Annotated in this window: 25 protein-coding genes; 11 read left to right on the top strand and 14 right to left on the bottom strand. The window is 69.5% G+C overall.

What is annotated here, in order from left to right; all coding sequences use genetic code 11:
• Positions 1-124: 124 nt before the first annotated feature.
• Together ACZ6CL_RS32910 and ACZ6CL_RS32905 are read right to left on the bottom strand one after the other, a co-directional pair.
• Complete coding sequence (locus ACZ6CL_RS32910) at positions 125-364, bottom strand: hypothetical protein (RefSeq protein ID WP_404040179.1); 240 nt, start codon at positions 362-364, stop codon at positions 125-127.
• A 14-nt stretch (positions 365-378) separates the two neighbouring features.
• Positions 379-4,431 (bottom strand): polymorphic toxin-type HINT domain-containing protein, encoded by a 4,053-nt coding sequence (locus ACZ6CL_RS32905; protein WP_468942509.1) that lies wholly within the window; start codon positions 4,429-4,431, stop codon positions 379-381.
• A 58-nt stretch (positions 4,432-4,489) separates the two neighbouring features.
• On the opposite strand from ACZ6CL_RS32905, the gene ACZ6CL_RS32900 reads away from it, so the two are divergent.
• Entirely contained in the window at positions 4,490-4,708 is a 219-nt protein-coding gene (locus ACZ6CL_RS32900) for a hypothetical protein (RefSeq protein WP_468942507.1), read from the top strand.
• Between the two features lie 264 nt (positions 4,709-4,972).
• Here ACZ6CL_RS32900 and ACZ6CL_RS32895 read toward each other — a convergent pair whose 3' ends face one another.
• From ACZ6CL_RS32895 to ACZ6CL_RS32885, 3 genes are all read right to left on the bottom strand, one after another.
• Entirely contained in the window at positions 4,973-5,704 is a 732-nt protein-coding gene (locus tag ACZ6CL_RS32895) for a dienelactone hydrolase family protein (RefSeq protein WP_468942504.1), read from the bottom strand.
• A 230-nt stretch (positions 5,705-5,934) separates the two neighbouring features.
• Positions 5,935-6,138, bottom strand: coding sequence for a NucA/NucB deoxyribonuclease domain-containing protein (locus ACZ6CL_RS32890; RefSeq protein WP_468942502.1), 204 nt, complete (start codon positions 6,136-6,138; stop codon positions 5,935-5,937).
• Positions 6,139-6,339: 201 nt separating this feature from the next.
• Positions 6,340-6,648, bottom strand: coding sequence for a hypothetical protein (locus tag ACZ6CL_RS32885; RefSeq protein WP_468942499.1), 309 nt, complete (start codon positions 6,646-6,648; stop codon positions 6,340-6,342).
• A gap of 417 nt (positions 6,649-7,065) precedes the next feature.
• Between ACZ6CL_RS32885 and ACZ6CL_RS32880 the strand changes: the two genes are divergently transcribed.
• Entirely contained in the window at positions 7,066-7,452 is a 387-nt protein-coding gene (locus ACZ6CL_RS32880; protein ID WP_468942496.1) for a helix-turn-helix domain-containing protein, read from the top strand.
• 89 nt (positions 7,453-7,541) lie between these two features.
• Positions 7,542-7,784 (top strand): hypothetical protein, encoded by a 243-nt coding sequence (locus tag ACZ6CL_RS32875; protein ID WP_468942493.1) that lies wholly within the window; start codon positions 7,542-7,544, stop codon positions 7,782-7,784.
• Here ACZ6CL_RS32875 and ACZ6CL_RS32870 read toward each other — a convergent pair.
• Entirely contained in the window at positions 7,765-8,214 is a 450-nt protein-coding gene (locus tag ACZ6CL_RS32870; protein WP_468942491.1) for an ATP-binding protein, read from the bottom strand. The genes ACZ6CL_RS32875 and ACZ6CL_RS32870 overlap by 20 nt on opposite strands.
• Before the next feature lie 167 nt (positions 8,215-8,381).
• On the opposite strand from ACZ6CL_RS32870, the gene ACZ6CL_RS32865 reads away from it, so the two are divergent.
• From ACZ6CL_RS32865 to ACZ6CL_RS32855, 3 genes are all read left to right on the top strand, one after another.
• A complete protein-coding gene (locus ACZ6CL_RS32865) occupies positions 8,382-9,221 on the top strand; it encodes a helix-turn-helix domain-containing protein (protein WP_468942488.1) in 840 nt (279 codons plus the stop codon).
• Positions 9,218-9,463: a DUF397 domain-containing protein gene (locus tag ACZ6CL_RS32860; RefSeq protein WP_468942487.1), complete on the top strand. Its 246-nt coding sequence runs from the start codon at positions 9,218-9,220 to the stop codon at positions 9,461-9,463. The genes ACZ6CL_RS32865 and ACZ6CL_RS32860 overlap by 4 nt, the downstream gene beginning before the upstream one ends.
• Positions 9,464-9,600: 137 nt before the next feature.
• Positions 9,601-10,770 carry a Cmx/CmrA family chloramphenicol efflux MFS transporter gene (locus tag ACZ6CL_RS32855; RefSeq protein WP_468942484.1) on the top strand — a complete coding sequence of 390 codons (1,170 nt, stop codon included), beginning with the start codon at positions 9,601-9,603 and terminating at the stop codon, positions 10,768-10,770.
• On the opposite strand, the gene ACZ6CL_RS32850 is transcribed toward ACZ6CL_RS32855, so the two are convergent.
• Positions 10,754-11,305, bottom strand: coding sequence for a hypothetical protein (locus ACZ6CL_RS32850; protein ID WP_468942481.1), 552 nt, complete (start codon positions 11,303-11,305; stop codon positions 10,754-10,756). The two genes, ACZ6CL_RS32855 and ACZ6CL_RS32850, sit on opposite strands and share 17 nt — an antisense overlap.
• Positions 11,306-11,438: 133 nt before the next feature.
• On the opposite strand from ACZ6CL_RS32850, the gene ACZ6CL_RS32845 reads away from it, so the two are divergent.
• The 3 genes from ACZ6CL_RS32845 to ACZ6CL_RS32835 are packed head-to-tail and all read left to right on the top strand — an operon-like array spanning position 11,439 to position 14,073.
• Positions 11,439-12,809, top strand: coding sequence for a ferredoxin reductase family protein (locus ACZ6CL_RS32845; protein ID WP_468942478.1), 1,371 nt, complete (start codon positions 11,439-11,441; stop codon positions 12,807-12,809).
• Positions 12,810-12,823: 14 nt separating this feature from the next.
• Positions 12,824-13,285 (top strand): FMN-binding protein, encoded by a 462-nt coding sequence (locus tag ACZ6CL_RS32840; protein WP_468942475.1) that lies wholly within the window; start codon positions 12,824-12,826, stop codon positions 13,283-13,285.
• The gene (locus ACZ6CL_RS32835) at positions 13,282-14,073 is read left to right on the top strand and encodes an FAD:protein FMN transferase (protein WP_468942473.1); all 792 of its coding nucleotides are present in this window, start codon (positions 13,282-13,284) and stop codon (positions 14,071-14,073) included. The genes ACZ6CL_RS32840 and ACZ6CL_RS32835 overlap by 4 nt, the downstream gene beginning before the upstream one ends.
• An 18-nt stretch (positions 14,074-14,091) precedes the next feature.
• Here the strand turns inward: ACZ6CL_RS32835 and ACZ6CL_RS32830 are convergent, their stop codons facing one another.
• Positions 14,092-14,478 (bottom strand): DUF488 domain-containing protein, encoded by a 387-nt coding sequence (locus ACZ6CL_RS32830; RefSeq protein WP_468942470.1) that lies wholly within the window; start codon positions 14,476-14,478, stop codon positions 14,092-14,094.
• 51 nt (positions 14,479-14,529) lie between these two features.
• Here ACZ6CL_RS32830 and ACZ6CL_RS32825 point away from each other — a divergent pair, with 51 nt between their 5' ends.
• Together ACZ6CL_RS32825 and ACZ6CL_RS32820 are read left to right on the top strand one after the other, a co-directional pair.
• On the top strand, positions 14,530-15,120 hold the full coding sequence (locus ACZ6CL_RS32825) for a pyridoxamine 5'-phosphate oxidase family protein (protein WP_468942468.1): 591 nt from the start codon (positions 14,530-14,532) through the stop codon (positions 15,118-15,120).
• Between the two features lie 57 nt (positions 15,121-15,177).
• A complete protein-coding gene (locus tag ACZ6CL_RS32820) occupies positions 15,178-16,167 on the top strand; it encodes a bile acid:sodium symporter family protein (RefSeq protein WP_468942465.1) in 990 nt (329 codons plus the stop codon).
• A 297-nt stretch (positions 16,168-16,464) separates the two neighbouring features.
• On the opposite strand, the gene ACZ6CL_RS32815 is transcribed toward ACZ6CL_RS32820, so the two are convergent.
• The 6 genes from ACZ6CL_RS32815 to ACZ6CL_RS32790 all read right to left on the bottom strand — a co-directional run bounded on the left by ACZ6CL_RS32815 (position 16,465) and on the right by ACZ6CL_RS32790 (position 22,752).
• A complete protein-coding gene (locus ACZ6CL_RS32815; protein ID WP_468942462.1) occupies positions 16,465-17,025 on the bottom strand; it encodes an arginine repressor in 561 nt (186 codons plus the stop codon).
• Between the two features lie 19 nt (positions 17,026-17,044).
• The gene (locus ACZ6CL_RS32810) at positions 17,045-18,247 is read right to left on the bottom strand and encodes an acetylornithine transaminase (protein WP_468942459.1); all 1,203 of its coding nucleotides are present in this window, start codon (positions 18,245-18,247) and stop codon (positions 17,045-17,047) included.
• Entirely contained in the window at positions 18,244-19,203 is a 960-nt protein-coding gene (gene argB, locus ACZ6CL_RS32805; protein ID WP_468942456.1) for an acetylglutamate kinase, read from the bottom strand. Before argB ends, ACZ6CL_RS32810 begins: the two co-directional genes overlap by 4 nt.
• Positions 19,200-20,357, bottom strand: coding sequence for a bifunctional glutamate N-acetyltransferase/amino-acid acetyltransferase ArgJ (gene argJ, locus ACZ6CL_RS32800; RefSeq protein ID WP_468942454.1), 1,158 nt, complete (start codon positions 20,355-20,357; stop codon positions 19,200-19,202). The genes argB and argJ overlap by 4 nt, the downstream gene beginning before the upstream one ends.
• On the bottom strand, positions 20,354-21,382 hold the full coding sequence (gene argC / locus ACZ6CL_RS32795; protein WP_468942452.1) for an N-acetyl-gamma-glutamyl-phosphate reductase: 1,029 nt from the start codon (positions 21,380-21,382) through the stop codon (positions 20,354-20,356). Before argC ends, argJ begins: the two co-directional genes overlap by 4 nt.
• Before the next feature lie 464 nt (positions 21,383-21,846).
• A complete protein-coding gene (locus ACZ6CL_RS32790; RefSeq protein ID WP_468942449.1) occupies positions 21,847-22,752 on the bottom strand; it encodes a LysR family transcriptional regulator in 906 nt (301 codons plus the stop codon).
• Positions 22,753-22,979 lie beyond the last annotated feature (227 nt).

Here is a 22,979-nt window from a genome sequence, read left to right as displayed (position 1 = left end):
AAACGCTCGGCTGGGAAACCCCAGCCGAGCGCCTCGCTAAGCTCCTGGCCACAACCAGCTGATCACTTGTGTTGCGACGACCCCTGGAATCCGCCTTCTCGGGAGGGCCTCATTTCGATGACTACTAGATTTCAGTCAGCCATTCCCAGTCGCCGGGCCTGGCACGCAGCCGTGCGAACCCTTGCTCCAGGCAGTCATTGAGGCTGGAAGATTCGGCACGGATAAATCCCTGCCCACCTAGCCCCGGCCCCGACATTACCAACGTCCAAGGCTCTCCACCTTCCGCCATCCTCTCATCATCCACCTTGAGGATGACAGTGACGCCAGAGCGGCCCAACTTGTCCATGAGCTGCTCGATATCCATCACTTTCACTCCCATCAATAGCCTCTCAAGGCTGCTGAGATGTCACTGACGTCATGCAGCTGACCTTTGCCTACCCTGTCGATGACACTTCGGAGATCAGCGGAAGTGGGACCGCTCGTGACGCCGTTCCGTTGCATCAACTGCTCAACGGTAGCCTGAGCAGTTCGCTTATTTCCGTTGTTGAACATGTGGCTTCCCGCGATATCCCGGATCACAACTGCCGACTTATCCCAGAAGCTGTTATAGCGACTGGCATTAGCCAAGGTGTTTGCTGGCGAACCGCTCAACAACGTCTCCCCACCGAAACCGCGGTTAATATCGGCGATCTCGTCCGGGCTGACACCCACCTTGAACCCGCCAGTCAGCGGGCAGTTGGAATTGTGAACCAGAACCGGAGTCTGACCCGCCAGCACATAGTACGTGTGGGTGCTGCTGACCGTGAGATCGTAGGTGCGCTGCAGCTTGGTGAAGTGGCGTACAGCGGTGACCGTTACGGCCATGCCCTTGGCCGTGCGGAGCTTCATGCCGGTGGTGATGTCACCGGCGTCCAGCCAGCGGGCCTCGCTGGTCACCCAGAACGGGTGGGTGTCGGTGGTAATGATGGACGCCGAGCCGTCAGCGGTGTTCACCGTGAGGTCGGTGAAATCCTTGTCGTCGTTGGTGACGATCGTCGCGACGACCGGGCGGGCCTCGGTCTTTCCGGTTTCGGGATCGGTTGCGAGTACTTTGTCGCCGACCTTGACGTCGTCAATGTCGCGTTGCTCGCCGTCCGCCAGTTCTACCTGGGTTTCCTCGGTGAAGCTGTGGCACTTCTTGGCTGCCTTCGCCGCGTCGGCCGCGTCGTCAGCCTTCTCCTCCGCCTTTCTGGCCTTCTTCCAGATCTTGTAGCCCTTGAAGGCCTTTCCGGGGCCGGGCAGATCAGTCAGGGCCCAGCCGCAACCGGAGAGTTTGAAATCTTTGCACTTCTTCCACTCCGCGGTGTCAGGTCCGAGGAAGTCGACGGCTATTTTGATGATGCTGAAGAATCCCGTGCCCGCTTTCTCGTCATACGGGCCTGGCACAGGCGCGGGGCCGGGGCTCGGCGCGGGGGTCGGGTAGGACGACGAGGTGGAGGCTGTACCTCCGCCGCCGCCCCAGCCGCCGTGGCGACCGCCACCACCACCGCCGCCGCCTCCGCCACCACCGCCACCACCGCACGGCTTCAGCGGCGGCACTCCGCAGGTGGGCCCGGGACCGCCACCCGCACCGCAGGTGTCGAAGATTCCGCCACTGCAGAGCATGAGGCCGGTCGGGTCGCTGAACGAGACCGGGTTGTTGGCCGCGTAGGCGTAGCCGTTGAGGGACTGGGGCTGATCGGGCACGAGGAGGGGGTCGACGCTGATGAACTGTCCGATGACGGGGTCGTATTCGCGAGCGCCGATGTGCGTGAGACCCGTGACGGTGTCCGCCGGCTTACCGAGGAACGCCTTGTCGTCCGGCCACGCGGTGGGCTTGGTGCCCCGGGGTGCGCCGAAGGGGGTGGTGTAGCGCTTGGTGACCCCGCGGGTCCCGGCGTCGACGGCCAGGGTGCCGGTGCCGTGGTTGTCGGCGGCCACGAAGATCAGCTTCGTGGTGGACTGGCCCTTCGTCCCCGTACGTTCCGCGATGGTCTGACCGGCACCGGTGTAGTAGCGGGTACCGGTCAGGGTCTTCGCTGTCCCGCGGACGCTGAGGCGGACCTCGGTGGCGCCCAGATAGAGAACCGTGTCGCCGTCGGCCGTCGTGGCCCGGCGGATGAGGAGTTCGCCGTCGGCGTCGTAGAGATAGCCGGTTCCCGTGGCCGCCTTACCGCCCTTCGCCGGTTCCGAGGACGCCGCGAGTTTGCCCTCGGTGTTCCAGACCAGTGACTGTTCGGCCTGGGTGCCCGGCCGCGTGGTGGTGTTGCCCACGGCGTCGTAGCCGTACGTGGCGGTGACGGGTGATGTGCTGCCCGGCTTGGTGGTGCGGGTCTCGGCCAGCGGGTGTGGCTGGCCTTTGTCCGTGCCGTATGTGTAGCGGGTGGTCGTATCGCCCGCCACCGCGTGCTGCGTTTCGGATTCGCGCTGATCCGAGGCGTTGTAGGAGTAGGACGTCCAGTACGGGGCGGCTCCGTCGAGGTTCGCGGTGGTACGGCCGGAGGCCGCGCAGTCCGCCGCCCTCGGCGTCCATGCCTCGGTCAGGCGGCGATAGCCGTCGTAGCCGAAGCACTGGTAGTCGGCCTTGCCGGTACCGCCGAGGTTCGTGCTGTCGAAGATCGACGTCACGTTGCCCGCGTCGTCCTGGGTGTACCTCAGGTCCTGCAGCAGGTACCCATAGGTCTCATCACGGGTGAAGCCCCGGGTCAGGCGCCGGGTGCCGTCCTCGTACTCGTAGCTCGTGTAGAGCTTCTTGCTGTCCGAGGCGGGGGACGTGCCCAGTTCCAGCTGACGCAGATCGCCGACGGGTGCGTAGACGGCGCTCAGGAGGTAGTTGGACGCGCCCGAGGCAGTGAGCTGCTGGCCGGTCGCGTTGTACGTGTAGGACACCGACTCGCCCGGCAGCCCGCCCACGGCCGGTTCCCCGGTCTTCTTGACCGTCCCGTCGAGGCCGTAGTCGGTGGTGAAGGTCAGCGTGGCGGGGACGCCCGCCTGGACCAGCGCCTCGTTGCCCGGCAGGAGGAGCTGGGACTCGGTCGGCTCGTACAGGCTGTTGTAGCGCGTGACCTTACGGGTGTAGGCCTTGCCGTCGGAGCCGCCTTCATAGCGTGTGGACGAGTCCTGCAGACCCTTGGCCAGGGTGTCGAAGGACCATGACGCCAGCTTGGTGGCGGGCGATTTGGACGACTGCCACATCCCGGTCTTGCGGCCCAGTTCGTCGTACTCGTACAGCAGGGTGTTCTCGTTCGCGTCCTCGGTGGAACTGACGTGGTCGAGTTCGTCGTACCGCGTGGACATCTTGCCCTTGTCGGGGTCGTCAGCGGTGCTCAGACGCCCGAAGAGGTCATAGGTGTAGGTCCACGTGGCCTTGTCCGGGCCGACGATGGTCTTCTGGTCACCGTCCGGTGTGTAGGTGAGCTTCGTGGTCGTGTACGTGGCGCCGGTCGGGCTGGTGCCCGGGTACTCCCGGCGCTCGGTGACCCGTCCCAGGACGTCGGTGACCTCGGCGGTGGCGGTTCCGCCCGCGGGGGCGGTGGTGGCGGTGGTGTCGCCGGTGTAGGTGGTCGCCGTGCTCCACCGGTCGGTGCCGCGGACCTTGGTGACGGCCTGGACCGGCCGGGCGGCGCCGTCGTACTTGGTGTCCGTCTGAAGGGGCGCCTGACCGCCGTCGGTCTGCACCGCCTCGCCGGACGGTCCGTTCTTCTCGTCCCAGATGCCGTCCTGGGAGGAGACGGCCAGCCCGCGGTCGTCGTACAGGGTTTGCGAGATGACGCGCCCGCCGACCGGAGAGGGCTTCTGTACCTGACGGGGCCGCAGCAGGCTGTCGAAGATCTCGTAGGTGGTGTTGTAGCCGGAACCGTCGCCCTTGAGCGTGCCCGTGGAGATCCACGGAAGGGACGAGTCGCCGACCTTGTAGGCGAATACGTAGTTGGCCTTCTCATCGAGCGCTTCGGAGCGGTTGGGGAGCCACACCTTGGTCGTCCGGCCGAGGCTGTCGTACTCGGTCTGAGTGATCTTCTTGTTGGGGTCGGAGACCTTGAGCGGCGAGCCCCGCGCCGGATCGACCGTGGTGGTGGTCTTGAAGCCCTTGGCGTCGGCGGTCTCGCTGGAGGTGAACGGACCGGCCGCCGCGGGGGCCGCCTGAGCCGTCCGCACCGCGAGAACCTGCCGGTAGCCCTCCGCGGTGGCGGTGAGCTGGAGGTCCACTCCCTCCAGCACGTCCGGATACGTCGCGGTGGCCCCGTCCAGCCTGGGCACGGGCAGTCGCTCGGGCCAGGAGAGGAGAATCGTCTTATCCGCCGTTCCCAGGCGCAGGAGGTCCTTGCCGTCGCCTCCGCCGGAGAACGCCACGTCGACCACCACGCTCCTGGGCGCGACGCTCCCGTCGGAACGGCGCTCCAGAGTGGTGTCCACGGCACGCCATGTCCCGTCATCCGCCCTGACCCGTTGCGGAACCGACGACTGTTCCAGCGTGAACGTCCCGTCCGGGTTCGCGAACGTCTGCGAGTACTCGGCTCGCTGGGCCGTCACCTCCACCGGCTCGCCTGATGCGGCCGCTCGTTCCGATGCGGTCATCGTCTTCGGTACCGGCGACGCGTCCGCACGTACAGCCGGTAACAAGACCAGCGATGCGGCGATGATCGCCCCAACCGACGTCCCCACCACAGCGCGGCGCGACGCACTTGTCTGACCGTCGCGCACGCGACGGCTCCACCCCAACCCCACAGTCCCCACCCCGGAGTCACAGAATCTTCGATTATGCGGCGAGTGGCCGGGTGTCCGGCGCGAGCGTGAGCGGGACCGGGGTGCCGCCTTACGCCTCACGTGCCCGCATCAGCCGTGTCTCACGGCGTGGGCCCCGCTGATGGCGGCGCTGGTGGCCCAGCGCCGCCCCGACCGGCCGGTACCGCCCCCCCGATGGCCGGTACCGCCGCGGTCGGGGCGGTTGTGGCGGCTAGCTCAGATGCCGGGTGAAGAACCGGGCCGCGGCGTCCCCCGCGGCCTGCGGGACGCCGGTGTGCCCGCCCATATTGGCGTTCAGCGTCTTCTCGTTGGAGCCGAAGGCGTCGAACAGGTCCAGGGCCCGCTGGCGGTCGTTCCCTTCGTCGTCCCACTGGAGCAGGACGTGCAGCGGGATGGTGACCTGCCGGGCTTCCTCGAACAGGGCGCGAGGCACGAAACTCCCGGCGAACAGAACGGCGGCCGAGATGCGCGGCTCGATCACCGCCAGCCGGATCCCGATGGCGATCACTCCCCCCGAGTACCCGACCGGGCCGCCGATCTCGGGCAGCGAAAGGAGGGCGTCCAGGGCGGCCTGCCATTCCGGGACCGCCTTTTCGACCAGTGGGAGGACGAGCCGGTCCACGATCTCCTCGTCGACCGGCTCGCCGGCCTCCAGCGCCCGGCGCAGGTCGGCGCGGGCCTGCTCGGCGGCGGGGGAACGGGGCCGGTCACCGCTTCCGGGGAGCTCGATGGTGGCCGTGGCGAAGCCTTCCGCCGCGGAATGCCGGGCCCGGGCCGCCAGTCGGGGGTACATCTTGTGCAGTCCGCCGGGGTGGCCGAGCAGGATCAGCGGCGCCGGTGCGGATGCGGATCCGGGCGTCCACAGGATGCCGGGGATCTCGCCGAGGGTGAATTCGCGTTCGAGGACGCCGTCGTCGAGGCGCTGTTCGGAGGTGAATCGCATGGTCGTGCCTTTCGGGAGTCCGCTTGAACGGCGCTCCCGGACGACCTGCCTATCGCCCGACCGTGACCCCGGAGGGGAGCACCCATGTCGATACGTTCACGGGTACCACCTCCTCGTTCTCTCGCACGGCCTCCGGAAAAGTAGCAGTGGTCGCCGTGGTCCGCCAACGGGTTTTCACGGAGGCTCCGTGGCCGGATGCCACGGAGCCACTCGCCCGAAGGCCAAGGCCATCAGGGCTGGATGTCGACCCAGAACTCGTCCCTGCCTCCCAAGAGGACGCGGTCCTTGCGATAGAACTCCTGGAGCCGAATACCGGCGATGCGGTTCTGCTCACCCTCGACCCAGTCCACGGAGGCGTCCAGGATGCCGTCCTCGGCGCGGGCCCGGCCCAGTCCCTCTTCGGTTGACGCGAAGGGGTACTCGTCGGCCTGCATGTCGGGATGTTCCTTGGGCGGCAGATCGTCGGGGCCGTTCCACTCGCCTTAGCGGTCGCGGATGGCATCCTTCACCCGCCGGTTTTCCTCGGCCACTTCCGTTGATGCAGGCCCGTGGCGTCCAGTTGCCGTATCCCGGAGCCAGACCGGCCGAGTCGCAGCGGACGCGGTGCTCCGGGAGGCCGAACTCATGGTCGTCGCTCAGTCCCGGCTGCCCTTCGAGGGTGCCTTGGAACTGCCACGCGTGCTGGAGCATGTGCTCCGGGCCGGATCCGGTGTCGGGGCGTCGTTACCGATAACGCCGCATTGGTTGTCGCAGTTCAGGCGCATCCGCAAGGTTCTGGTGCCATTGATCCACGGCAGGTTCACGAGGTCGGTGTTCCAGTCGTTGACCCGGTAGAAGACCCGTACCCGGCGCGCGGCGGGGTCGGCGTAGGCGGCCGCCGTGATGTCCAGCGTGAGCTTCCCCTGCGCGGTGGGCAGTTCGACCTCGGCGGTCTGGCACCACACGCCGCGGTGGTAGACCCTGCCCTTGAGGCTTTGCGCCTCCGGGTCGGCCTCGCACTCCTCGATGAACTTCGGTCGGGCTCGCCCGGTGGGTGAGTGCCCTGTTCCGGTACGTGCGTCGTCGACTCCGCCGCGGCGGAGGGTTGGGGCTCCGGCTGCTGTGGTGCCGCGGAAGCCGATTCGGTGGCGGAGAGAGGTAGCAGCACCATCGCTGCCGCTACCGCGCCGTGTCTCCTGAGCCCTGCGTGAAGAGGCACTGAATTCCCCGTTGCGCTGTCGATTACATGACAAACCCCGCGGAGTGCGCAGGCGCACCAGCGCACGCCCGGGGGTAGGGGGTGTGAATATCCTCCGTTGCCCGGTGCGCTCGGGGAAGACGACCACCATGCGGGTCCGGACCGGATTGATAGCGTGACGGCTATGGCGGATCCAGGGGGCACGAGCTATCCGGGCATACGCCAGCTGCGGCTTTTCCTGTTGCTCGCCGAGGAGTTGCACTTCGGCCGCGCGGCACGGCGCGCCTACCTGGCCCAGCCGACGTTCTCACGTCACATCCGGGCTCTGGAGCGCCAGTTGGACGCGGATCTGGTGGACCGCACCACGCGCAGGACGCTGATCGCCATGGGGAAGGGGATCATGCTGCCGCCGGAGAGCGCCCGCTGGCTCTACCCACGCTCCGGCGTCGCCTACGTCGATGTCGTCGACCTCGAACCGTGGCGGACGGCCCTCGCCTGGCTGCCCAAGAATCGCGACAAGCCGACCGTCGCCGCACTCAGGCAAGCGACGCGAACAGTCTTGCACGGATAACAGGCGCCGACCCTGGTCGGCGCCGGTGCGGTGGTGTCACCATGGCTGGCGGGCGGGGGTGGCGGGTTCTGCGGACCGAGGGGGAGTCGGTGGCGGACAGGAAGAACCAGATGATCGTGCTCGGTGTGGTCGTGGTGGGGGTCCTGTGGATCAACGGCCGGGGTGATGTCGACACGGGTGGCGACGGGAAGTCGCCCAACCCGCGTCAGACCGGGCGGTATCCCGTCCACTTCCAGAAGGACGGCGCGAAGAAGGGCGACGGGAAGAAGGGCACCAAGAAGCCGGTGCCGCGCTCCACGGTGTCCTATCCGATCAAGTTCGACCGCGAGTGAGGTCAATCTCGGCCCAGACCGTCTTTCCCGGCCCCTGCCGCTCCGCCACGCCCCAGCGCGCGGCGAGACCCGCGACCAGCAGCAGGCCACGGCCGGTCTCGGAGTCGGGCGGGGGCGCGGCCGGGGTGTCATCGACCGGCGGCCGTCCCTCCGTACGGGTGTCCGCGACCTCGACCCGGAGCGTGGTGGCGGTGCGGGCGAGCCCTACCTCGAAGTCCCGGCCGGGGACGCGACCGTGGGTGACGGCGTTCGCGGCGAGTTCGGCCACGATCGCGGCGACGAGGTCGGACGGCTCGCTGCGGTACGGGAACCCCCAATGGTCGAGTTGCTGAAGCACCAGCAGCCGGGCGAGTCGGGCGCCACGGCGGGTTGAGCTGAAGCGGTGGGTGAACTGGTCGGAAGTCGTCCGTGGATGCGCTGGGATTGGCATGGCGTCACCGTTCCGGCTCGACGTATGACCGGACCAGATCGCCTTCTCGTACGCTGCGTCACTGTACGAGTACGCGTGGTGGACTGTACGGATAACGGACCGTGACCATGGCCGAGTTGGGCAGATAGTCAGGTTCAGTACGGATGGCACCACCGGAGGTGGCCGCGATGGCGGACAACGCGGGCAGCAGCAACAACAACGAACCGGAGTCCTCGGACAGCCTCAAGACGTTCGGGGCAATCGTCAAGGTCTTCCGAGAGCGGGCGGGCTATACGCAGGAGCAGCTGGCCCCGTTGCTCCAGTACTCCGTCCAGACGCAGGCCTCGATCGAACAGGGGCGGCGGTTCCCGCAGCGGGAGTACGTGGACCGGGCGGAGGACGTACTCGATGCGTTCGGGGTCCTGCGAGCGGCGGCGAAGTGTCTGGTGAGGAAGCCGGGGTTGGCGGCGTGGTTCCGGCAGTGGGCTGGACTGGAGGAGCTGGCGATCAGCCTCTGTACGTACGAGTGCCGGGTCGTACCGGGCCTGCTGCAGACCGAGGCGTACGCGCGGGCGGTCTTTCGCGAGAGGGTGCCTCCGTTGACCGACGAGCAGATCGAAACCCAGCTCGCAGCCCGACAGGAACGGCAACGCCTGCTCCGCGAGAGGCCCAACACGGCGTACAGCTTCATCGTCGAGGAGGTGCTGTTCCGACGGTGCACCGGAGGGGTGGAGACGACCCGGGAACTCATCGACCACGTGTTGGAATGCGCGAAGCTTCGCAACGTCGAGATCCAGATCATGCCAATCGTCCAGGAGCGTCACGCGGGGCTGGAGGGGCCCATGCGGCTGGTGGAAACTCCGGACAACGAATGGCTCGGCTACACGGAAGGCCAGCGCAGCGGTCAGTTGATCTCCGAGCGCAAAGAGGTCAGCGTGCTCCAGATGCGGTATGCGAAACTGCGCTCACAGGCTCTCACCCCTGGGGACTCCGTGAGCCTGTTGAAGCAGATCCGAGGAGCGCTATGAGCAGCGAACTGGCCTGGTTCAAGAGCAGTTACAGCGGAGGCGACGGCGACGACTGCGTCGAGGTCGCCCTCTCCTGGCACAAGTCCACCTACAGCAGGGGCGACGGCGACAGCTGTGTCGAGGTCGCCACTTGCCCGGAGAACACCGTCCACGTGCGGGACTCCAAGGACAAGCAGGGCCCTCAGCTCGCCTTCTCCCCCACGGCGTGGTCCGCGTTCGTCACGCACACGGCGAACCGCTAACCTAGCCGCCATGTCCAGTCCCGAGGCATCCAGGCTCTAGCCACCGGTCGTTCGGTGGCGCCTCCACACCAACCGCCCCACCGGGCTTCCGGTCATCGGCCCTTCTTCTCTTCTTCGAGCCGATGCATGGAGCCTTCATGCCTTATGCCATCTATGTCCTGGGACTGGCGGTCTTCGCCCAAGGGACATCCGAGTTCATGCTGTCTGGCCTCGGGCCGGACATCGCCAGTGATCTGAGTGTGTCCATCCCCGCTGCGGGCGCGCTGACGTCGGCGTTCGCCGTGGGGATGATCGTCGGGGCGCCGCTGATGGCGCTCCTCAGCATGCGGTGGCCTCAGCGCCGCGCGCTGCTGGTGTTTCTGACGGCCTTCATGGCCGTCCATGTCGTCGGTGCCCTCACCACCAGCTTTGCCGTGCTGCTGGCCACCCGCGTGCTCGGGGCGCTGGCCAACGCCGGGTTCCTGGCAGTGGGGCTCGCGGCGGCGACCGGGATGGTGCCGCCCAGCGCCAAGGGGCGGGCCACCTCCGCGCTGCTGGGCGGAGTCACCCTGGCGTGTGTCGCCGGGGTTCCGGCCGGGGCGCTGCTGGGGCAGGTCTGGGGGTGGCGGTCGGCGTTCTGGGCGGTGGCGCTCGTCTCCGTACCGGCGCTCCTCGCGATCGTACGGTCGGTGCCGCACAACCCCGCAGCGCAGGAGGCGCCGAGCGCACGCGGTGAGTTGCGCGCGCTGCGCAGCCCCCGGCTGCTCATCACGCTGGGCCTCGGCATGCTGGTGAACGCCGCGACCTTCTGCACGTTCACCTATCTGACGCCGCTCATCACGAACGTGAGCGGCATCGGGGAGGCCTGGGTACCGGCCGTGCTGGCGCTCTTCGGGATCGGGTCGTTCGCCGGGGTGACCGTCGCCGGGCGGTGGTCGGACGCACGGCCGATGCTGGTCCTGGTGCCGGGCGGGCTCGCGCTGCTGCTCGGCTGGCTGCTGCTGTCGGTGGGCGCGGACCGGCCGGGGGTGGCGGTCGCGCTGGTCCTCGTACAGGGGACGCTGTCGTTCGGCGTCGGGTCGACGCTGATCACGCGGGCGCTGTACGCGGCGGCCGAAGCGCCCGCGCTGGGCGGCGCGTTCGCGACCGCCGCGCTCAATGTGGGCGCGGCCGCCGGGCCCGCTCTCGGCGGGCTCGCCCTGGGCGCGGGGCTGGGCTACCGCTCACCGGTCTGGGTGAGCGCGCTGCTGGTGGCGCTGGCCATCGTCATGGCGGGCGTGGCGGGCGTGGCGGCGCCCGCCGACCGGACCGCTACGGCTGCACGATGACGAGGTACAGGAACCAGAGGATGGGCACCAGCGCCACGTACGACACCGGGCGCTGAAGCACCCGCTTTCCGGGGTCGGGGCGCGTCCCGTACATGGCGGGCCCCGGCTCCGGGAGCTTGTTGAGCTTCCCGCGCACCACCAGGTTGTGGATGATCGTGTACGGATTGAAGATCACAGCGGAGAACGGGCTCCACCAGCCCTGGCACAGCGTGTTGGTGGTGGCGTCCCGGCGCAGCGCCGTACCGCAGGTCCGGCAGAACGGCCCCTCCCACTTCTTGAAGCGCATCATCAGCAGCAGGCCGACGTGGCTGCGGATGGTGACCTCGGCGGCGGGCTGCGCCGCGCAGATGCGGCAGGCGGGCACCTGCGGCACCCCGGCCATCTGCTGGCCGTAACCGGGCATCTGGTGTGGCTGGTTGTAGCCGGGGGCCGGTTGCGGGTGTCCGTACGGGGCCTGGGGCGGCGCGGCGTACGGATTCCCCTGGGGCGGGGCGGCGGCATACGGGTTCCCCTGCGGCGGGGGCGGCATCGACATGAGTTCCTCACCAAGAAATGACGTGGTCAGCGATCATACGAAACGGAAACCTGTGAATTTCGTCGGCCTTTGAGTCATCCCCCGCTCCCGCCCGTACCCCTGTGCACCGGAGCCCATAGGAAGGGGACGGGCCGTGACGACGCTTTTGAACAGCCGGGCCGGTCGACGGCTGGCCTTGCGCCAGATTCGGCCACGGCGGTCCCCCGCCGTGCCGCTGGTGCTATTGAGCTGGGCAGGGGCGGGGGCGGTGCTGTCCCTGTGGTGGTTCAACACTCCGAACGTCACCGGCAACGCCGCCTGGCTGAACGGCGCGGGGCGGCTCAGCGGGCTGCTCGCCGGGTACGTCCTGGCGCTGGTGGTGCTGCAGATGGCTCGGGTGCCCGCGCTGGAGCGGCGGGTGGGCTCGGACCGGGTGGCGCGGTGGCACGCGATGAGCGGGCGGTACGCGCTGTGCCTGATCCTCGCCCACGTGGGCCTGATCATCGCGGGGTACGCGACCCAGGGCGGCATCTCGTTCGTCGAGCAGACCGAGACGATGGTGCTCACCTTCCCCGACATGCTGGAGGCGACGGTCGGCACGGTGACCCTCGTGGTGATCGGGCTGATCTCGGCCGGGATGGTGCGCCGGAGGATCCCGTACGAGATCTGGTACTACCTGCACCTGCTCACGTACGCGGCCGTCTTCCTGACCTTCTGGCACCAGCTGACCAACGGCGCCGAGTTCGTGGGCAACATGACGGCGCAGACGGCGTGGTACGCGCTGTACGGCGCGGTCAGCGCGCTCGCGATCTGGTACCGGCTGCTGGTGCCGCTGCGGCTGAACATGCGGCACCGGATGCGGGTGGAGGCGGTCGTCCAGGAGGCGCCCGGGATCGTCTCGGTGCTGATCAAGGGGCGCAAGCTGCACCGGATCGGCGCGGAGGCGGGCCAGTTCTTCCGGTGGCGGTTCCTCGCCCCGGGGCTGCGGTGGGGCTCCCATCCGTACTCGCTGTCCGCCCCTCCCCGGCCCAACCTGCTGCGCATCACCGTGAAGGCGGTGGGCGGGGGCAGCACACGGCTCGCCGACCTGAAGCCCGGGACCAGGGTGTGGGCCGAGGGGCCGTACGGGGCGATGACCGCGTCCCGCCGCAGCCAGGGCAAGGTGCTGATGATCGCCGGTGGGGCGGGCATCACCCCCATCCGCGCCCTGTTCGAGACGCTGCCCGGCAAGGGCGGCGACCTGACCCTGCTCTACCGCGCCCGGACCGTCGAGGACCTGGCGCTGTGGGGCGAGCTGAAGCAGATCGCGACCGAGCGGGACGCCCGGCTGCTGTACGCCGTCAACGGCCCGGACGGGGCCCGTCCGGAGATCAGCGCGGAGCGGCTGCGGGCGCTGCTGCCGGACATCGACGAGCACGACGTCTATCTGTGCGGGCCTCCGGGCCTGACCGAGCACGCGTACGAGGCGCTGCACGACGCGGGGGTCCCCGACCGCCGTATCCATCATGAATCCTTCGAGCTGTGACCTGAGGTGGAGCCATGAAGAGGAAGCATCCGCTGCGCCGTATCCTGCTGGGCACCGCCGCCACCGTCGCCGGTGTGGTGGCGCTGCTGGCGCTGAAGCAGCCCGCCGGTGGCGGCCAGACCGTCGCCTCGCCACCGGCCGGACAGGCGCCACCGGTCGCGGCCACCGCGCCAGGGGCGCCCGGGGCGGGCGGGGCCGCCGGCGGGCAGACCCTGACCGGTGACGTCGTCGACACGCAGTACGGGCCGGTGCAGGTCAGCGTCACCATGAGCGGCGGGAAGATCACCGCCGCGCAGGCCGTCAAGACGCCGGACTCCGGGCCGCGCAGCGTACAGATCGCCAAGGACTCCATCCCGAAGCTCAACCAGCAGGCGATGTCCGCCGCGAAGGTCGACACCGTGTCCGGTGCGACGTACACCAGCGAGGGCTATTCCAAGTCCCTGCAGAGCGCTCTCGACCAGGCGGGTGCCAAATGACGTCCTACGACCAGCCGGAACCGCTGCGCCATGTCGAACACGTCATGGGCACCGTCTTCTCCTTCGACCTGCGCGAGGTCCACGACGCCGACCGGCCCCGGGTGCTGGCCGCCTTGGACGGGGCCGTGGTGGGGCTCCACCGGGTGGACGAGCTGTTCTCCACGTACCGCGCGGACAGCCAGATCAGCCGTCTCGGGCGCGAGGAGCTGACGCTCTCGCAGTGCGAGCCGGAGGTCCGGGACGTGCTGGAGCTGTGCGAGGAGTTCTCGTACCGCAGCGACGGCTGGTTCACCGCGCGCTACGCCGGGAGGCGGCCCGATCCGACCGGCCTGGTCAAGGGGTGGGCGGTCGAGCGCGCCGCCCGGATGCTGGCCTCGGCGGGCGCCGGTTCGGTGTGCGTCAACGGCGGCGGCGACGTACAGGTGCACGGCGGTCCGTGGCGGGTGGGCATCGCCGATCCGCTGCGGCGCGGTGAGCTGCTGGCGGTGGTGGAGGCGCACGGCGAGCTGGCCGTGGCCACCTCCGGTCCGGCGGAGCGCGGCTGCCACATCCTGGACCCGCACACCGGCCGCCCCCCGGCGGACGGGCTCGCCTCCGTGACGGTGGTCGGCACGAGCCTCACCGAGGTGGACGCCTGGGCGACGGCGGCCTGCGCGATGGGCGCCGAGCGCGCGCGCCCGTGGCTGCAGCGGCAGCCGGGCGCGGAGGCGTTCGTGGTGACGGCTGAGGGGACGACGTGGCAGACCAGCGGTTTCGCACGTTATTCGGCTGAGATGTGCGTGTCATGAGCAGACGTCCGCTGACGGTCAGCGGTGGCCGCGTACCGCGTCGGCGAGGAGGCCCGCGTGGCCGTAGCTCAGGTCCTTCACGGCCGTGAGCAGCGTGAGGGTGCCCTGTCCGGCCAGCTCCCGGAGGTGTTCCACGGCCTCGCGGTGCTCCGGTTCGGCCAGCTCGGCGCGGTACCGGCGGGCGAACTCCGCGAACCGCCCCGGCTCATGCCCGTACCAGCGTCGTAGCTCGGTGGAGGGAGCTGCGGCCTTGGCCCACTCGTCGAGGCGGGCGTCGGCCTTCGCCAGGCCGCGCGGCCAGATGCGGTCCACCAGGACGCGGGTGCCGTCGTCCTGCTCCGGCGCCTCGTACACGCGGCGGACCCGGATCCCGGGGCGGTCCCGCCGACCACTTTTGTCTGCCATGTCTCCATCGAACCATCCCGGTGGCGTTCACCTCGGCGGATAATGCGCCACATGGGAAGGACGTACGAACGTATAGACGGCAGGCTTCGCACATTCATCGAACAGCAGAAGATCTTCTTCACGGCTACCGCCCCGCTGGCCGGGGACGGCACCGTGAACCTGTCCCCCAAAGGGGTGACCGGTTCGTTCGCCGTGCTCGACGAACTGACCGTGGCGTACCTGGACTTCTCCGGGAGCAACGCGGAGACCATCGCCCATCTGCGCGAAAACGGCCGCATCACGCTGATGTGGTGTGCCTTTGACGGGCCGCCGAACATCGTGCGGGTGCACGGGCGGGGTGAGGCGGTGTTCCGTGACGACGCGCGCTTCGGCGAGCTGGTCAAGCACTTTCCGTCCGTCGATGTGCGCTCGCACGGGCTGCGGGCCGTGATCGTGGTGACCGCTGAGCTGATCCGGGACACGTGTGGGTACGCGGTGCCCTTCATGGACTACCGGGAGGACCGCTCGCTGCACGCCCAGCGGTTCCGGCGTGAGGACGACGAGGAGAAGCTGACCGCTTACTGCGAGCGGAAGGAACACGTCGCCAGCAGTCTGGACGGGCTGCCGGGACTGCCGCTTCCGCTGCCGCCGCTGTCGTTGTAGCGACCAGATATCGAGACGGTCTTGCGTGGTGGGCGGTGTACGGCGTTCCATCACGCGGTGCGATCCGAACCCAAGAGCCCTGTAGCGTCCTCGTCGTCTGATGCTGAGCCCGCGCCCGATGACCGGGCGGCCAGGCGGGCCGTCACCGTCTTCCCCCTGCTCGTACTCGCCGCCGGGGCGGCGGGCCTGAGCACGCCGGACACCTTCAGTGGGTGGGCGCCGAATGTGCCCTATCTGCTTGGAGTCGTCATGTTCTGCATGGGGCTGACCATGACCCCGCAGGACTTCACCGGCGTGTTGAAGCGGCCCTGGGCGGTGGCGCTCGGGCTGGTCGCGCACTATGTGATCATGCCCGGTCTGGGGTGGCTGATCGCTCAAGGGCTGGGGCTGTCACCGCAGTTGGCGGCGGGTGTCATCCTGGTCGGCTGCGCCCCGAGCGGGACGGCGTCGAATGTCGTGACGTATCTGGCGCGGGGTGACGTGGCGCTGTCCGTCTCCGTCGCCACCGTCTCGACGGTGGTCGCGCCGCTGGTGACCCCGCCGCTGACGCTGCTGCTGGCCGGGGAGTTCCTGCCCGTGGACGCGGGGTCGATGGTGACCGACATCGTGAAGACGGTGCTGCTGCCGGTGATGGGCGGCTTGGTGGTGCGGTTGGTGGCCGGGCGGTTTATCGCGCGGGTGCTGGGGGTGCTGCCGTGGCTTTCGGCCGTGACGATCGGGGTGATCGTGGCGATCGTCGTCGCGGGCAGTGCGGATGCGATCCGGTCGGCGGCGGCGCTGGTGTTGCTGGCCGTCGTCCTGCACAACGGTCTCGGGCTGGCCCTGGGGTACGCGGCGGGCAAGGTGGGCCGACTGGGTGCGCCCGCAAGCCGGGCGATGGCCTTCGAGGTCGGCATGCAGAACTCCGGGCTCGCTGCCTCTCTTGCTGCGGCCCACTTCAGCCCCCTCGCCGCGCTTCCGGCGGCGGTCTTCTCGGTGTGGCACAACGTGTCGGGGTCCGTGGTGGCGGCGTGGATGGCCCACCGCTCCCGTCGGCAGGAGGTCTAGCCCCCACCCCGCCCCTTCCCGAAACCGGTGCTCCGCCCCGGCCCCCGCTCCTCAATCGCCGGAGGGGCTGGGGGGTGGGACACGTCCGCCCCACCCCGCTGCGGGGGCTCCGCCCCCGCACCCCCGCTCCTCAATCGCCGGAGGGCTGAGTGGTGTGCACCCGGTTGTGGGCAATCGTTCCGCGGGGCGGAACGGTGGGCACAACCCGGCCACCGGCCCGCACCCGGCGGCGAAACCGCAAGGGGCAACGCCCCCGCCACCGGGCCGCACCCGGAACGAAACGTGGGCCCCGCCCGGTCAGCGGGCCTTTTGGGCCAGGCGGAGGAGGTGGTCGGCCAGGGCCTGGCCGCCGCTCGGGTCTCGGCTGATGAGGAGCACCGTGTCGTCGCCCGCGATCGTGCCGAGGATGACGTGGAGTTCGGCCGAGTCGATGGCCGAGGCCAGGAACTGGGCCGCGCCGGGCGGGGTGCGGAGGACGACGAGGTTGGCGGAGGCCTCCGCCGAGATGAGGAGTTCGCCCGCGAGGCGCGCCATCCGCGCCTCGCTCGCCGACTCGCCGAGCGGGGCGCGGGGGGTGCGGTCGCCGCCCTCGCTCGGCACCGCGTAGATCAGCTCACCACCCGTGTTTCGGATCTTCACCGCGCCCAGTTCGTCCAGGTCGCGGGAGAGCGTCGCCTGGGTGACGGAGAGTCCGTCGTCGGCGAGGAGCTTCGCGAGCTGGCTCTGGGAGCGGACCGGCTGCCGGTTCAGGATGTCCACGATCCGGCGGTGGCGGGCGGTGCGGGTCTGCGGCACGGACTGGCCGTTGTGGTTCGCGTCCGCGTCGTGCGCCGCGTCGGTGTGCTGCGCCTCGGTCATCGTCTCGTCAGTCTCCGGATCATCGTTCCCCTTGGCCCTCATGCGCGGCGTTCAGGACGGCGGTCAGTACGCCGGGCAGCTCCCGGAGCACGGTGTCCACCTCGTCGTCGCCGACGACGAGCGGGGGCGCGAGCCGGACCACATCCGGACCGGTCGCGTTCACCAGGAGTCCCGCGTCCTGAGCCGCCTGCTGCACCTTCGGCGCGAGGGACTCTGTGAGCACGATACCGAGCAGCAGGCCCGCACCACGGACGTGGCTGATCAGAGCGTGGTCGAGCGATTCGATTCCGTCACGCAGCCGCTCCCCCGCCCGCTTGACGCGGTCGAGGATGCCATCGGCCTCGATCGTGTCGAGGACGGCGACGGCGGCGGCGCACGAGACGGGGTTCCCGCCGAAGGTGGACCCGTGCTGACCTGGGGTCAGCAGGTCGGCGGCGGGACCGAAGGCGACCGTGGCGCCGATGGGCAGGCCGCCGCCGAGGCCCTTGGCGAGGGTGACGACATCGGGTTCGACGCCCTGCGCCTGGTGCTCGAACCAGTGTCCGGTACGGCCGATTCCGGTCTGTACCTCGTCGACGACGAGCAGGGTGCCGGTGGCCCGGGTGATCTCACGGGCGGCGGCCAGATAGCCCACCGGGGGGACGATGACGCCGTTCTCGCCCTGGATGGGCTCGACGATGACCAGCGCGGTGTCGGTGGTGACGGCCGCGCGCAGCGCTTCGGCGTCGCCGTACGGCACATGGGTGACGTCACCCGGCAGCGGAAGGAAAGGTTCCTGCTTGGCGGGCTGGCCGGTGAGGGCCAGGGAGCCCATGGTGCGGCCGTGGAAGCCGCCGGTGGTGGCGACCATGTGGGTACGGCCGGTCCGCCGCCCGATCTTGAAGGCGCCCTCGACCGCCTCCGCGCCGGAGTTGGAGAAGTAGACCCGCCCGGGGCGGCCGAAGAGCTGCAGCAGCCGCTCGGCGAGCGCCACCGGGGGCTCGGAGACGAAGAGGTTCGAGACGTGGCCGAGGGTGGCGATCTGGTCGGACACGGCCCGTACGACGGCCGGGTGGGCGTGGCCGAGGGAGTTGACGGCGATTCCGCTGACGAAGTCGACGTACTCCTTGCCGTCCGCGTCCCACACCGTGGCGCCCTCGCCGTGGGTGAGCGGGACGCGCGGCGTGCCGTAGTTGTCCATCATCGCGCCCTGCCAGCGGCGCGTCAGCTCCGCGTTGCTCACTGGTCCTCCCCCTCGTTGTCAGCGTCGGCCACGGCCCAGTCGGGCACGACCATCGTGCCGATGCCCTCGTCCGTGAAGATCTCCAGCAGGATCGAGTGCTGCACCCGCCCGTCGATGACGCGCGCGGTGGTGACGCCGTTGCGTACGGCGTGCAGACAGCCCTGCATCTTGGGCACCATGCCGCTGGCCAGCTCCGGCAGCAGCTTCTCCAGCTCGCTCGCGCCGAGCTGGCTGATCACCTCGTCGCTGTTGGGCCAGTCCGCGTACAGGCCCTCGACGTCGGTGAGGACCATCAGCGTCTCGGCGCGCAGCGCGGCGGCGAGCGCGGCCGCCGCCGTATCGGCGTTGACGTTGTAGACGTGGCCGTCGTCGGAGCTGCGGGCGATGGACGAGACGACCGGGATGCGGCCGTCGTCCAGGAGCGCCTTGATGGCGCCGGTGTCGATGTCGGTGATCCGGCCGACCCGGCCGATGTCCACCTGTTCGCCGTCGACCTCGGCGAAGTGCTTGGTCGCGGACATCAGATGGGCGTCCTCGCCGGTCATGCCGACGGCGAGCGGGCCGTGCTGGTTGAGCAGCCCGACCAGCTCGCGCTGCACCTGCCCGGCCAGCACCATCCGTACGACGTCCATCGCGTCGTCGGTGGTGACCCGCAGGCCCGCCTTGAACTCGCTGACCAGGCCGTGCCGGTCGAGCTGGGCGCTGATCTGCGGGCCGCCGCCGTGGACGACGACCGGGCGCAGCCCGGCGTGCCGCAGGAAGACGACGTCCTGGGCGAACGCGGCCTTCAGCTCCTCGTCCACCATCGCGTTGCCGCCGAACTTGATGACGACGGTCTTGCCGTGGTGGCGGGTCAGCCAGGGCAGCGCCTCGATGAGGATGCGGGCCTTGGGCTGGGCGGTGTGCTTGCGGGCGGTCGGCTGGTCCGTCTTCGGAGAGGGGTTCGGCTGGCTCATGAGGCGTACGCGCTGTTCTCGTGGACGTAGTCGGCGGTCAGGTCGTTGGCCCAGATGACGACGGACTCGCTGCCCGCCGCCAGGTCGGCGGTGATGCGGACCTCCCGGTAGCGCATGTCGACCAGCTCGCGGTCCTCGCCGACCGAACCGTTCTTGCAGACCCATACGTCGTTGATGGCGACGTTGAGCTGGTCGGGCTCGAAGGCGGCGGAGGTGGTGCCGATCGCGGACAGCACCCGGCCCCAGTTGGGGTCCTCGCCGTGGATGGCGCACTTGAGGAGGTTGTTACGGGCGATGGAGCGGCCCACCTCCACGGCGTCGTCCTCGGTGGCCGCGCCGACGACCTCGATGCGGATGTCCTTGGAGGCGCCCTCGGCGTCCCCGATCAGCTGCCGCGCGAGGTCGGCGCAGACGGTGCGGACCGCCTCGGCGAAGTCGCTCGCCGCGGGGGTGGTCCCGGAGGCGCCGGAGGCCAGCAGCAGCACGGTGTCGTTGGTCGACATGCAGCCGTCGGAGTCGATGCGGTCGAAGGTGGTGCGGGTGGCGTCGCGCAGCGCGGCGTCCAGCGTGGGAGCGTCCAGGTCGGCGTCGGTGGTGAGGACGACGAGCATGGTGGCCAGGCCGGGGGCGAGCATGCCCGCGCCCTTGGCCATGCCGCCGACGGTCCACGATCCGTCCGGGGCGGTGGCGACGGCCGTCTTGTGCACGGTGTCGGTGGTCTTGATGGCGATGGCGGCCTTCTCGCCGCCGTGCTCGCTGAGATTGGCCGCGGCCGTCTCGATGCCGGACAGCAGCGGGTCCATGGGCAGCCGGAGGCCGATGAGCCCGGTGGAGGCGATGGCGACCTCGCCCGCGCTGTGCCCGAGGACCTCGGCGGTCTTCTCGGCGGTCGCGTGGGTGTCCTGGAAGCCGAGCGGGCCGGTGCAGGCGTTGGCGCCGCCGGAGTTGAGGACGACGGCGGAGACCTGCCCGCCCTTGAGCACCTGCTCGGACCAGAGGACCGGGGCGGCCTTGACGCGGTTGGAGGTGAAGACGCCCGCGGCGGCCAGCCGTGGTCCGTTGTTGACGACGAGAGCGAGATCGGGGTTCCCGTTCTCCTTGATCCCCGCCGCGATGCCGGAGGCGGTGAAGCCCTTGGCAGCCGTCACACTCATGGAGCGACTCCGATCGTGGAAAGTCCCAGCTCCTCGGGGAGACCGAGGGCGATGTTCATGCTCTGGACCGCGCCGCCCGCGGTGCCCTTGGTGAGGTTGTCGATCGCGCTGATCACGATGACCCGGCCCGCCGCCTCGTCGAGGGCGACCTGGAGCAGGGCGGTGTTGGATCCGTACACGGCGGCGGTGGAGGGCCACTGGCCCTCCGGCAGCAGGTGGACAAACGGTTCGTCGCCCAGCGCCTTCTCGTACGCGGCCCGCAGCGCCTCCGCCGTCACACCGGGCTTCGCCGGGGCGCTGCAGGTGGCCAGGATGCCGCGGGACATGGGGGCGAGGGTCGGGGTGAAGGAGACCGAGACCCGCTCGCCCGCCGCGGCGGACAGGTTCTGGATCATCTCCGGGGTGTGCCGGTGGCCACCGCCCACGCCATACGGGCTCATGGAGCCCATGACCTCGCTGCCCAGCAGATGCGGCTTGGGCGACTTGCCCGCGCCCGAGGTCCCGGTCGCGGCGACGATCACCGCGTCGGGCTCGGCCAGCCCCGCCGCGTACGCCGGGAACAGCGCGAGCGAGACGGCCGTGGGGTAGCAGCCGGGCACCGCGACACGCCGGGAGCCTTTGAGCGCGGTACGGGCCCCCGGCAGCTCGGGCAGGCCGTACGGCCAGGTGCCCGCGTGCGGCGAGCCGTAGAACTTCTCCCAGTCGGCCGCGTCCTCCAGCCGGAAGTCCGCCCCGCAGTCGATCACCAGCACCTGGTCACCGAGCTGCTCGGCGACGGCGGCGGACTGGCCGTGCGGCAGCGCGAGGAACACCACGTCATGCCCGGCCAGCGCCTCGGCGCTGGTCGGCGCCAGCACCCGGTCGGCCAGCGGGAGCAGGTGCGGCTGGAGGGAGCCGAGCGGCTGTCCGGCGTTGGCATTGCCGGTCAGCGTGCCGATCTCGACCTCGGGGTGCGCGAGCAGCAGCCGCAGCACCTCACCGCCCGCGTATCCGCTCGCTCCCGCCACCGCTGCGCGTATCGCCATTGCCATCCTCCCTCACGGATGGCATGACTATACGATCCACGGCAGCTTTATGCAAAGAATATTCGGGAGGACGCGTTCGTGGATGTGACTGAGCGCTTCATTTGGCCGGTGAGCGCTTGAGTTGGCCGGTTGAGCATTCGACCCCATGTCCGTCTCGTCCGTGTTGGCGCGACGCTCTGTAGTTGACCCTTGCGAGCTGTTGTTGGCCTCACCCGTTTCACCGGAGGGCGACTTGTCGAGGCCTCTCGCCAAGACGTGCTCGGGTGGAAGGCTCAAGGCCGCCTGGGCCCCTAGCAGTCACCAGTGAAAAAGCGGTCCCCGCCTGGCGCTGGAGGCCATGCCGGCCTCAACGGCGACGCCTGCGGCCGCTCCTGCGTCCGCTCGCGCAGCTCGGCGGCCACGGGTCCTGGGCATGGTCCCGCGGGACGGCGGCGGTCGCCGGCAGTCACACCACGGAGCGCCGTCTAGGAACACAGGGTCCCGGCGGTCTCGATGAACAGTTCCGCGATGGCCTTGGCTGACGGTGTCGGTGGATTGTCGCGCAGCCGGGTGAGCAGGATGCGGCGAACCGGGGCCGCGGGGCCCAGGTCGATGGTGGTGACGTCATCCCGCAGGCTGGCCAGGGCGAACCTGGGAGCGAGCGTGATGCCCAGGCCGACCGCCGCCATGGCCTGGGCCTCCTGGTAGTCGTGTGCCCGGTAGGCAATCTTCGGCTCGAAGCCGGCGGCACGGCAGCTACGGGTGAGCAGCTCGGCGACCGGGTGATCGCCCCGGACGATCCAGTTCTCCTCGGCCAGCTCCTCAAAACCGGCGGAGTGCCGGGCGGCGAGCGGGTGGCTGGTGGCGACGACCAGACAGGTGTGGTCGTCCAGCAGATGGATGACATCGAGGTTGGTCTCGTCCAGGCGCCGCCACGGGTAGTCCCACATCAAGGACAGCTCGATCTCCCGACTCTCCAGGATGTCCATCAGGCCGGTGTTGCGGTCGCTGTGCACGGCCAGCTCAACCTGCGGGTACCGGGTGCGAAAGGCGCGCACGACGCGGGGCAGCAGGGATGCGGCGATGGTGGGGAAGGTACCGATGTGCAAGGTCCCGCTGTGCAGGCCCGCGATGTCATCGAGGGATCGGCGTGCGGCCCGCAACTGGCGATCGATCCGTGCAGCATGCTCGGCCAGAGTGCGGCCGGCCTCGGTGAGCGTGACGCCCCGGGGGTGCCGCGCGATCAGCGGCTGCCCGGCCTCCGCTTCCAGCCTGCTGATCTGCTGGGACACCGCCGAGGGCGTATAGCTCAGGGAAATCGAGGCCGCCGTGATGGAGCCCCGGCGAGCCACCTCGGCCAGCACCAGCATGCGGCGTACGTCGAAGCTCATCACAACCGCCTTAAGCATTTATGAAAGCAACTTCAATTTCTTTCGATTGTACTGATGGCACTGCTGGCGCATCGTCGTACTGACCGGCAGGCGGGCCGCGCAGCCGTCGACCCGCTCACCGGGCCCTGGTGAAAGAGATCCATGCTGCGGTCGCGTACGCACACAGCCCCTGATCCGTACGCCCCAGCCCCGAAAGGGTCTCCGATCCGGACATCTGCTATCCGAAC

The organism is Streptomyces sp. NPDC041200 (assembly GCF_055591805.1).
Note: the sequence above shows the minus strand (reverse complement) of the source record. Positions and strands in the feature narration are given on the sequence as shown.

What these genes read in the sequence shown, in the direction of transcription:
- ACZ6CL_RS32910 (WP_404040179.1), bottom strand. Translation starts at nt 364, where the DNA reads ATGGATATCGAGCAGCTCATGGACAAGTTGGGCCGCTCTGGCGTCACT.
- ACZ6CL_RS32895 (WP_468942504.1), bottom strand. Translation starts at nt 5,704, where the DNA reads ATGCGATTCACCTCCGAACAGCGCCTCGACGACGGCGTCCTCGAACGC.
- ACZ6CL_RS32890 (WP_468942502.1), bottom strand. Translation starts at nt 6,138, where the DNA reads ATGCAGGCCGACGAGTACCCCTTCGCGTCAACCGAAGAGGGACTGGGC.
- ACZ6CL_RS32880 (WP_468942496.1), top strand. Translation starts at nt 7,066, where the DNA reads ATGGCGGATCCAGGGGGCACGAGCTATCCGGGCATACGCCAGCTGCGG.
- ACZ6CL_RS32870 (WP_468942491.1), bottom strand. Translation starts at nt 8,214, where the DNA reads ATGCCAATCCCAGCGCATCCACGGACGACTTCCGACCAGTTCACCCAC.
- ACZ6CL_RS32865 (WP_468942488.1), top strand. Translation starts at nt 8,382, where the DNA reads ATGGCGGACAACGCGGGCAGCAGCAACAACAACGAACCGGAGTCCTCG.
- ACZ6CL_RS32860 (WP_468942487.1), top strand. Translation starts at nt 9,218, where the DNA reads ATGAGCAGCGAACTGGCCTGGTTCAAGAGCAGTTACAGCGGAGGCGAC.
- ACZ6CL_RS32855 (WP_468942484.1), top strand. Translation starts at nt 9,601, where the DNA reads ATGCCTTATGCCATCTATGTCCTGGGACTGGCGGTCTTCGCCCAAGGG.
- ACZ6CL_RS32850 (WP_468942481.1), bottom strand. Translation starts at nt 11,305, where the DNA reads ATGTCGATGCCGCCCCCGCCGCAGGGGAACCCGTATGCCGCCGCCCCG.
- ACZ6CL_RS32840 (WP_468942475.1), top strand. Translation starts at nt 12,824, where the DNA reads ATGAAGAGGAAGCATCCGCTGCGCCGTATCCTGCTGGGCACCGCCGCC.
- ACZ6CL_RS32835 (WP_468942473.1), top strand. Translation starts at nt 13,282, where the DNA reads ATGACGTCCTACGACCAGCCGGAACCGCTGCGCCATGTCGAACACGTC.
- ACZ6CL_RS32830 (WP_468942470.1), bottom strand. Translation starts at nt 14,478, where the DNA reads ATGGCAGACAAAAGTGGTCGGCGGGACCGCCCCGGGATCCGGGTCCGC.
- ACZ6CL_RS32825 (WP_468942468.1), top strand. Translation starts at nt 14,530, where the DNA reads ATGGGAAGGACGTACGAACGTATAGACGGCAGGCTTCGCACATTCATC.
- ACZ6CL_RS32815 (WP_468942462.1), bottom strand. Translation starts at nt 17,025, where the DNA reads ATGACCGAGGCGCAGCACACCGACGCGGCGCACGACGCGGACGCGAAC.
- argB (WP_468942456.1), bottom strand. Translation starts at nt 19,203, where the DNA reads ATGAGCCAGCCGAACCCCTCTCCGAAGACGGACCAGCCGACCGCCCGC.
- argJ (WP_468942454.1), bottom strand. Translation starts at nt 20,357, where the DNA reads ATGAGTGTGACGGCTGCCAAGGGCTTCACCGCCTCCGGCATCGCGGCG.
- argC (WP_468942452.1), bottom strand. Translation starts at nt 21,382, where the DNA reads ATGGCGATACGCGCAGCGGTGGCGGGAGCGAGCGGATACGCGGGCGGT.
- ACZ6CL_RS32790 (WP_468942449.1), bottom strand. Translation starts at nt 22,752, where the DNA reads ATGAGCTTCGACGTACGCCGCATGCTGGTGCTGGCCGAGGTGGCTCGC.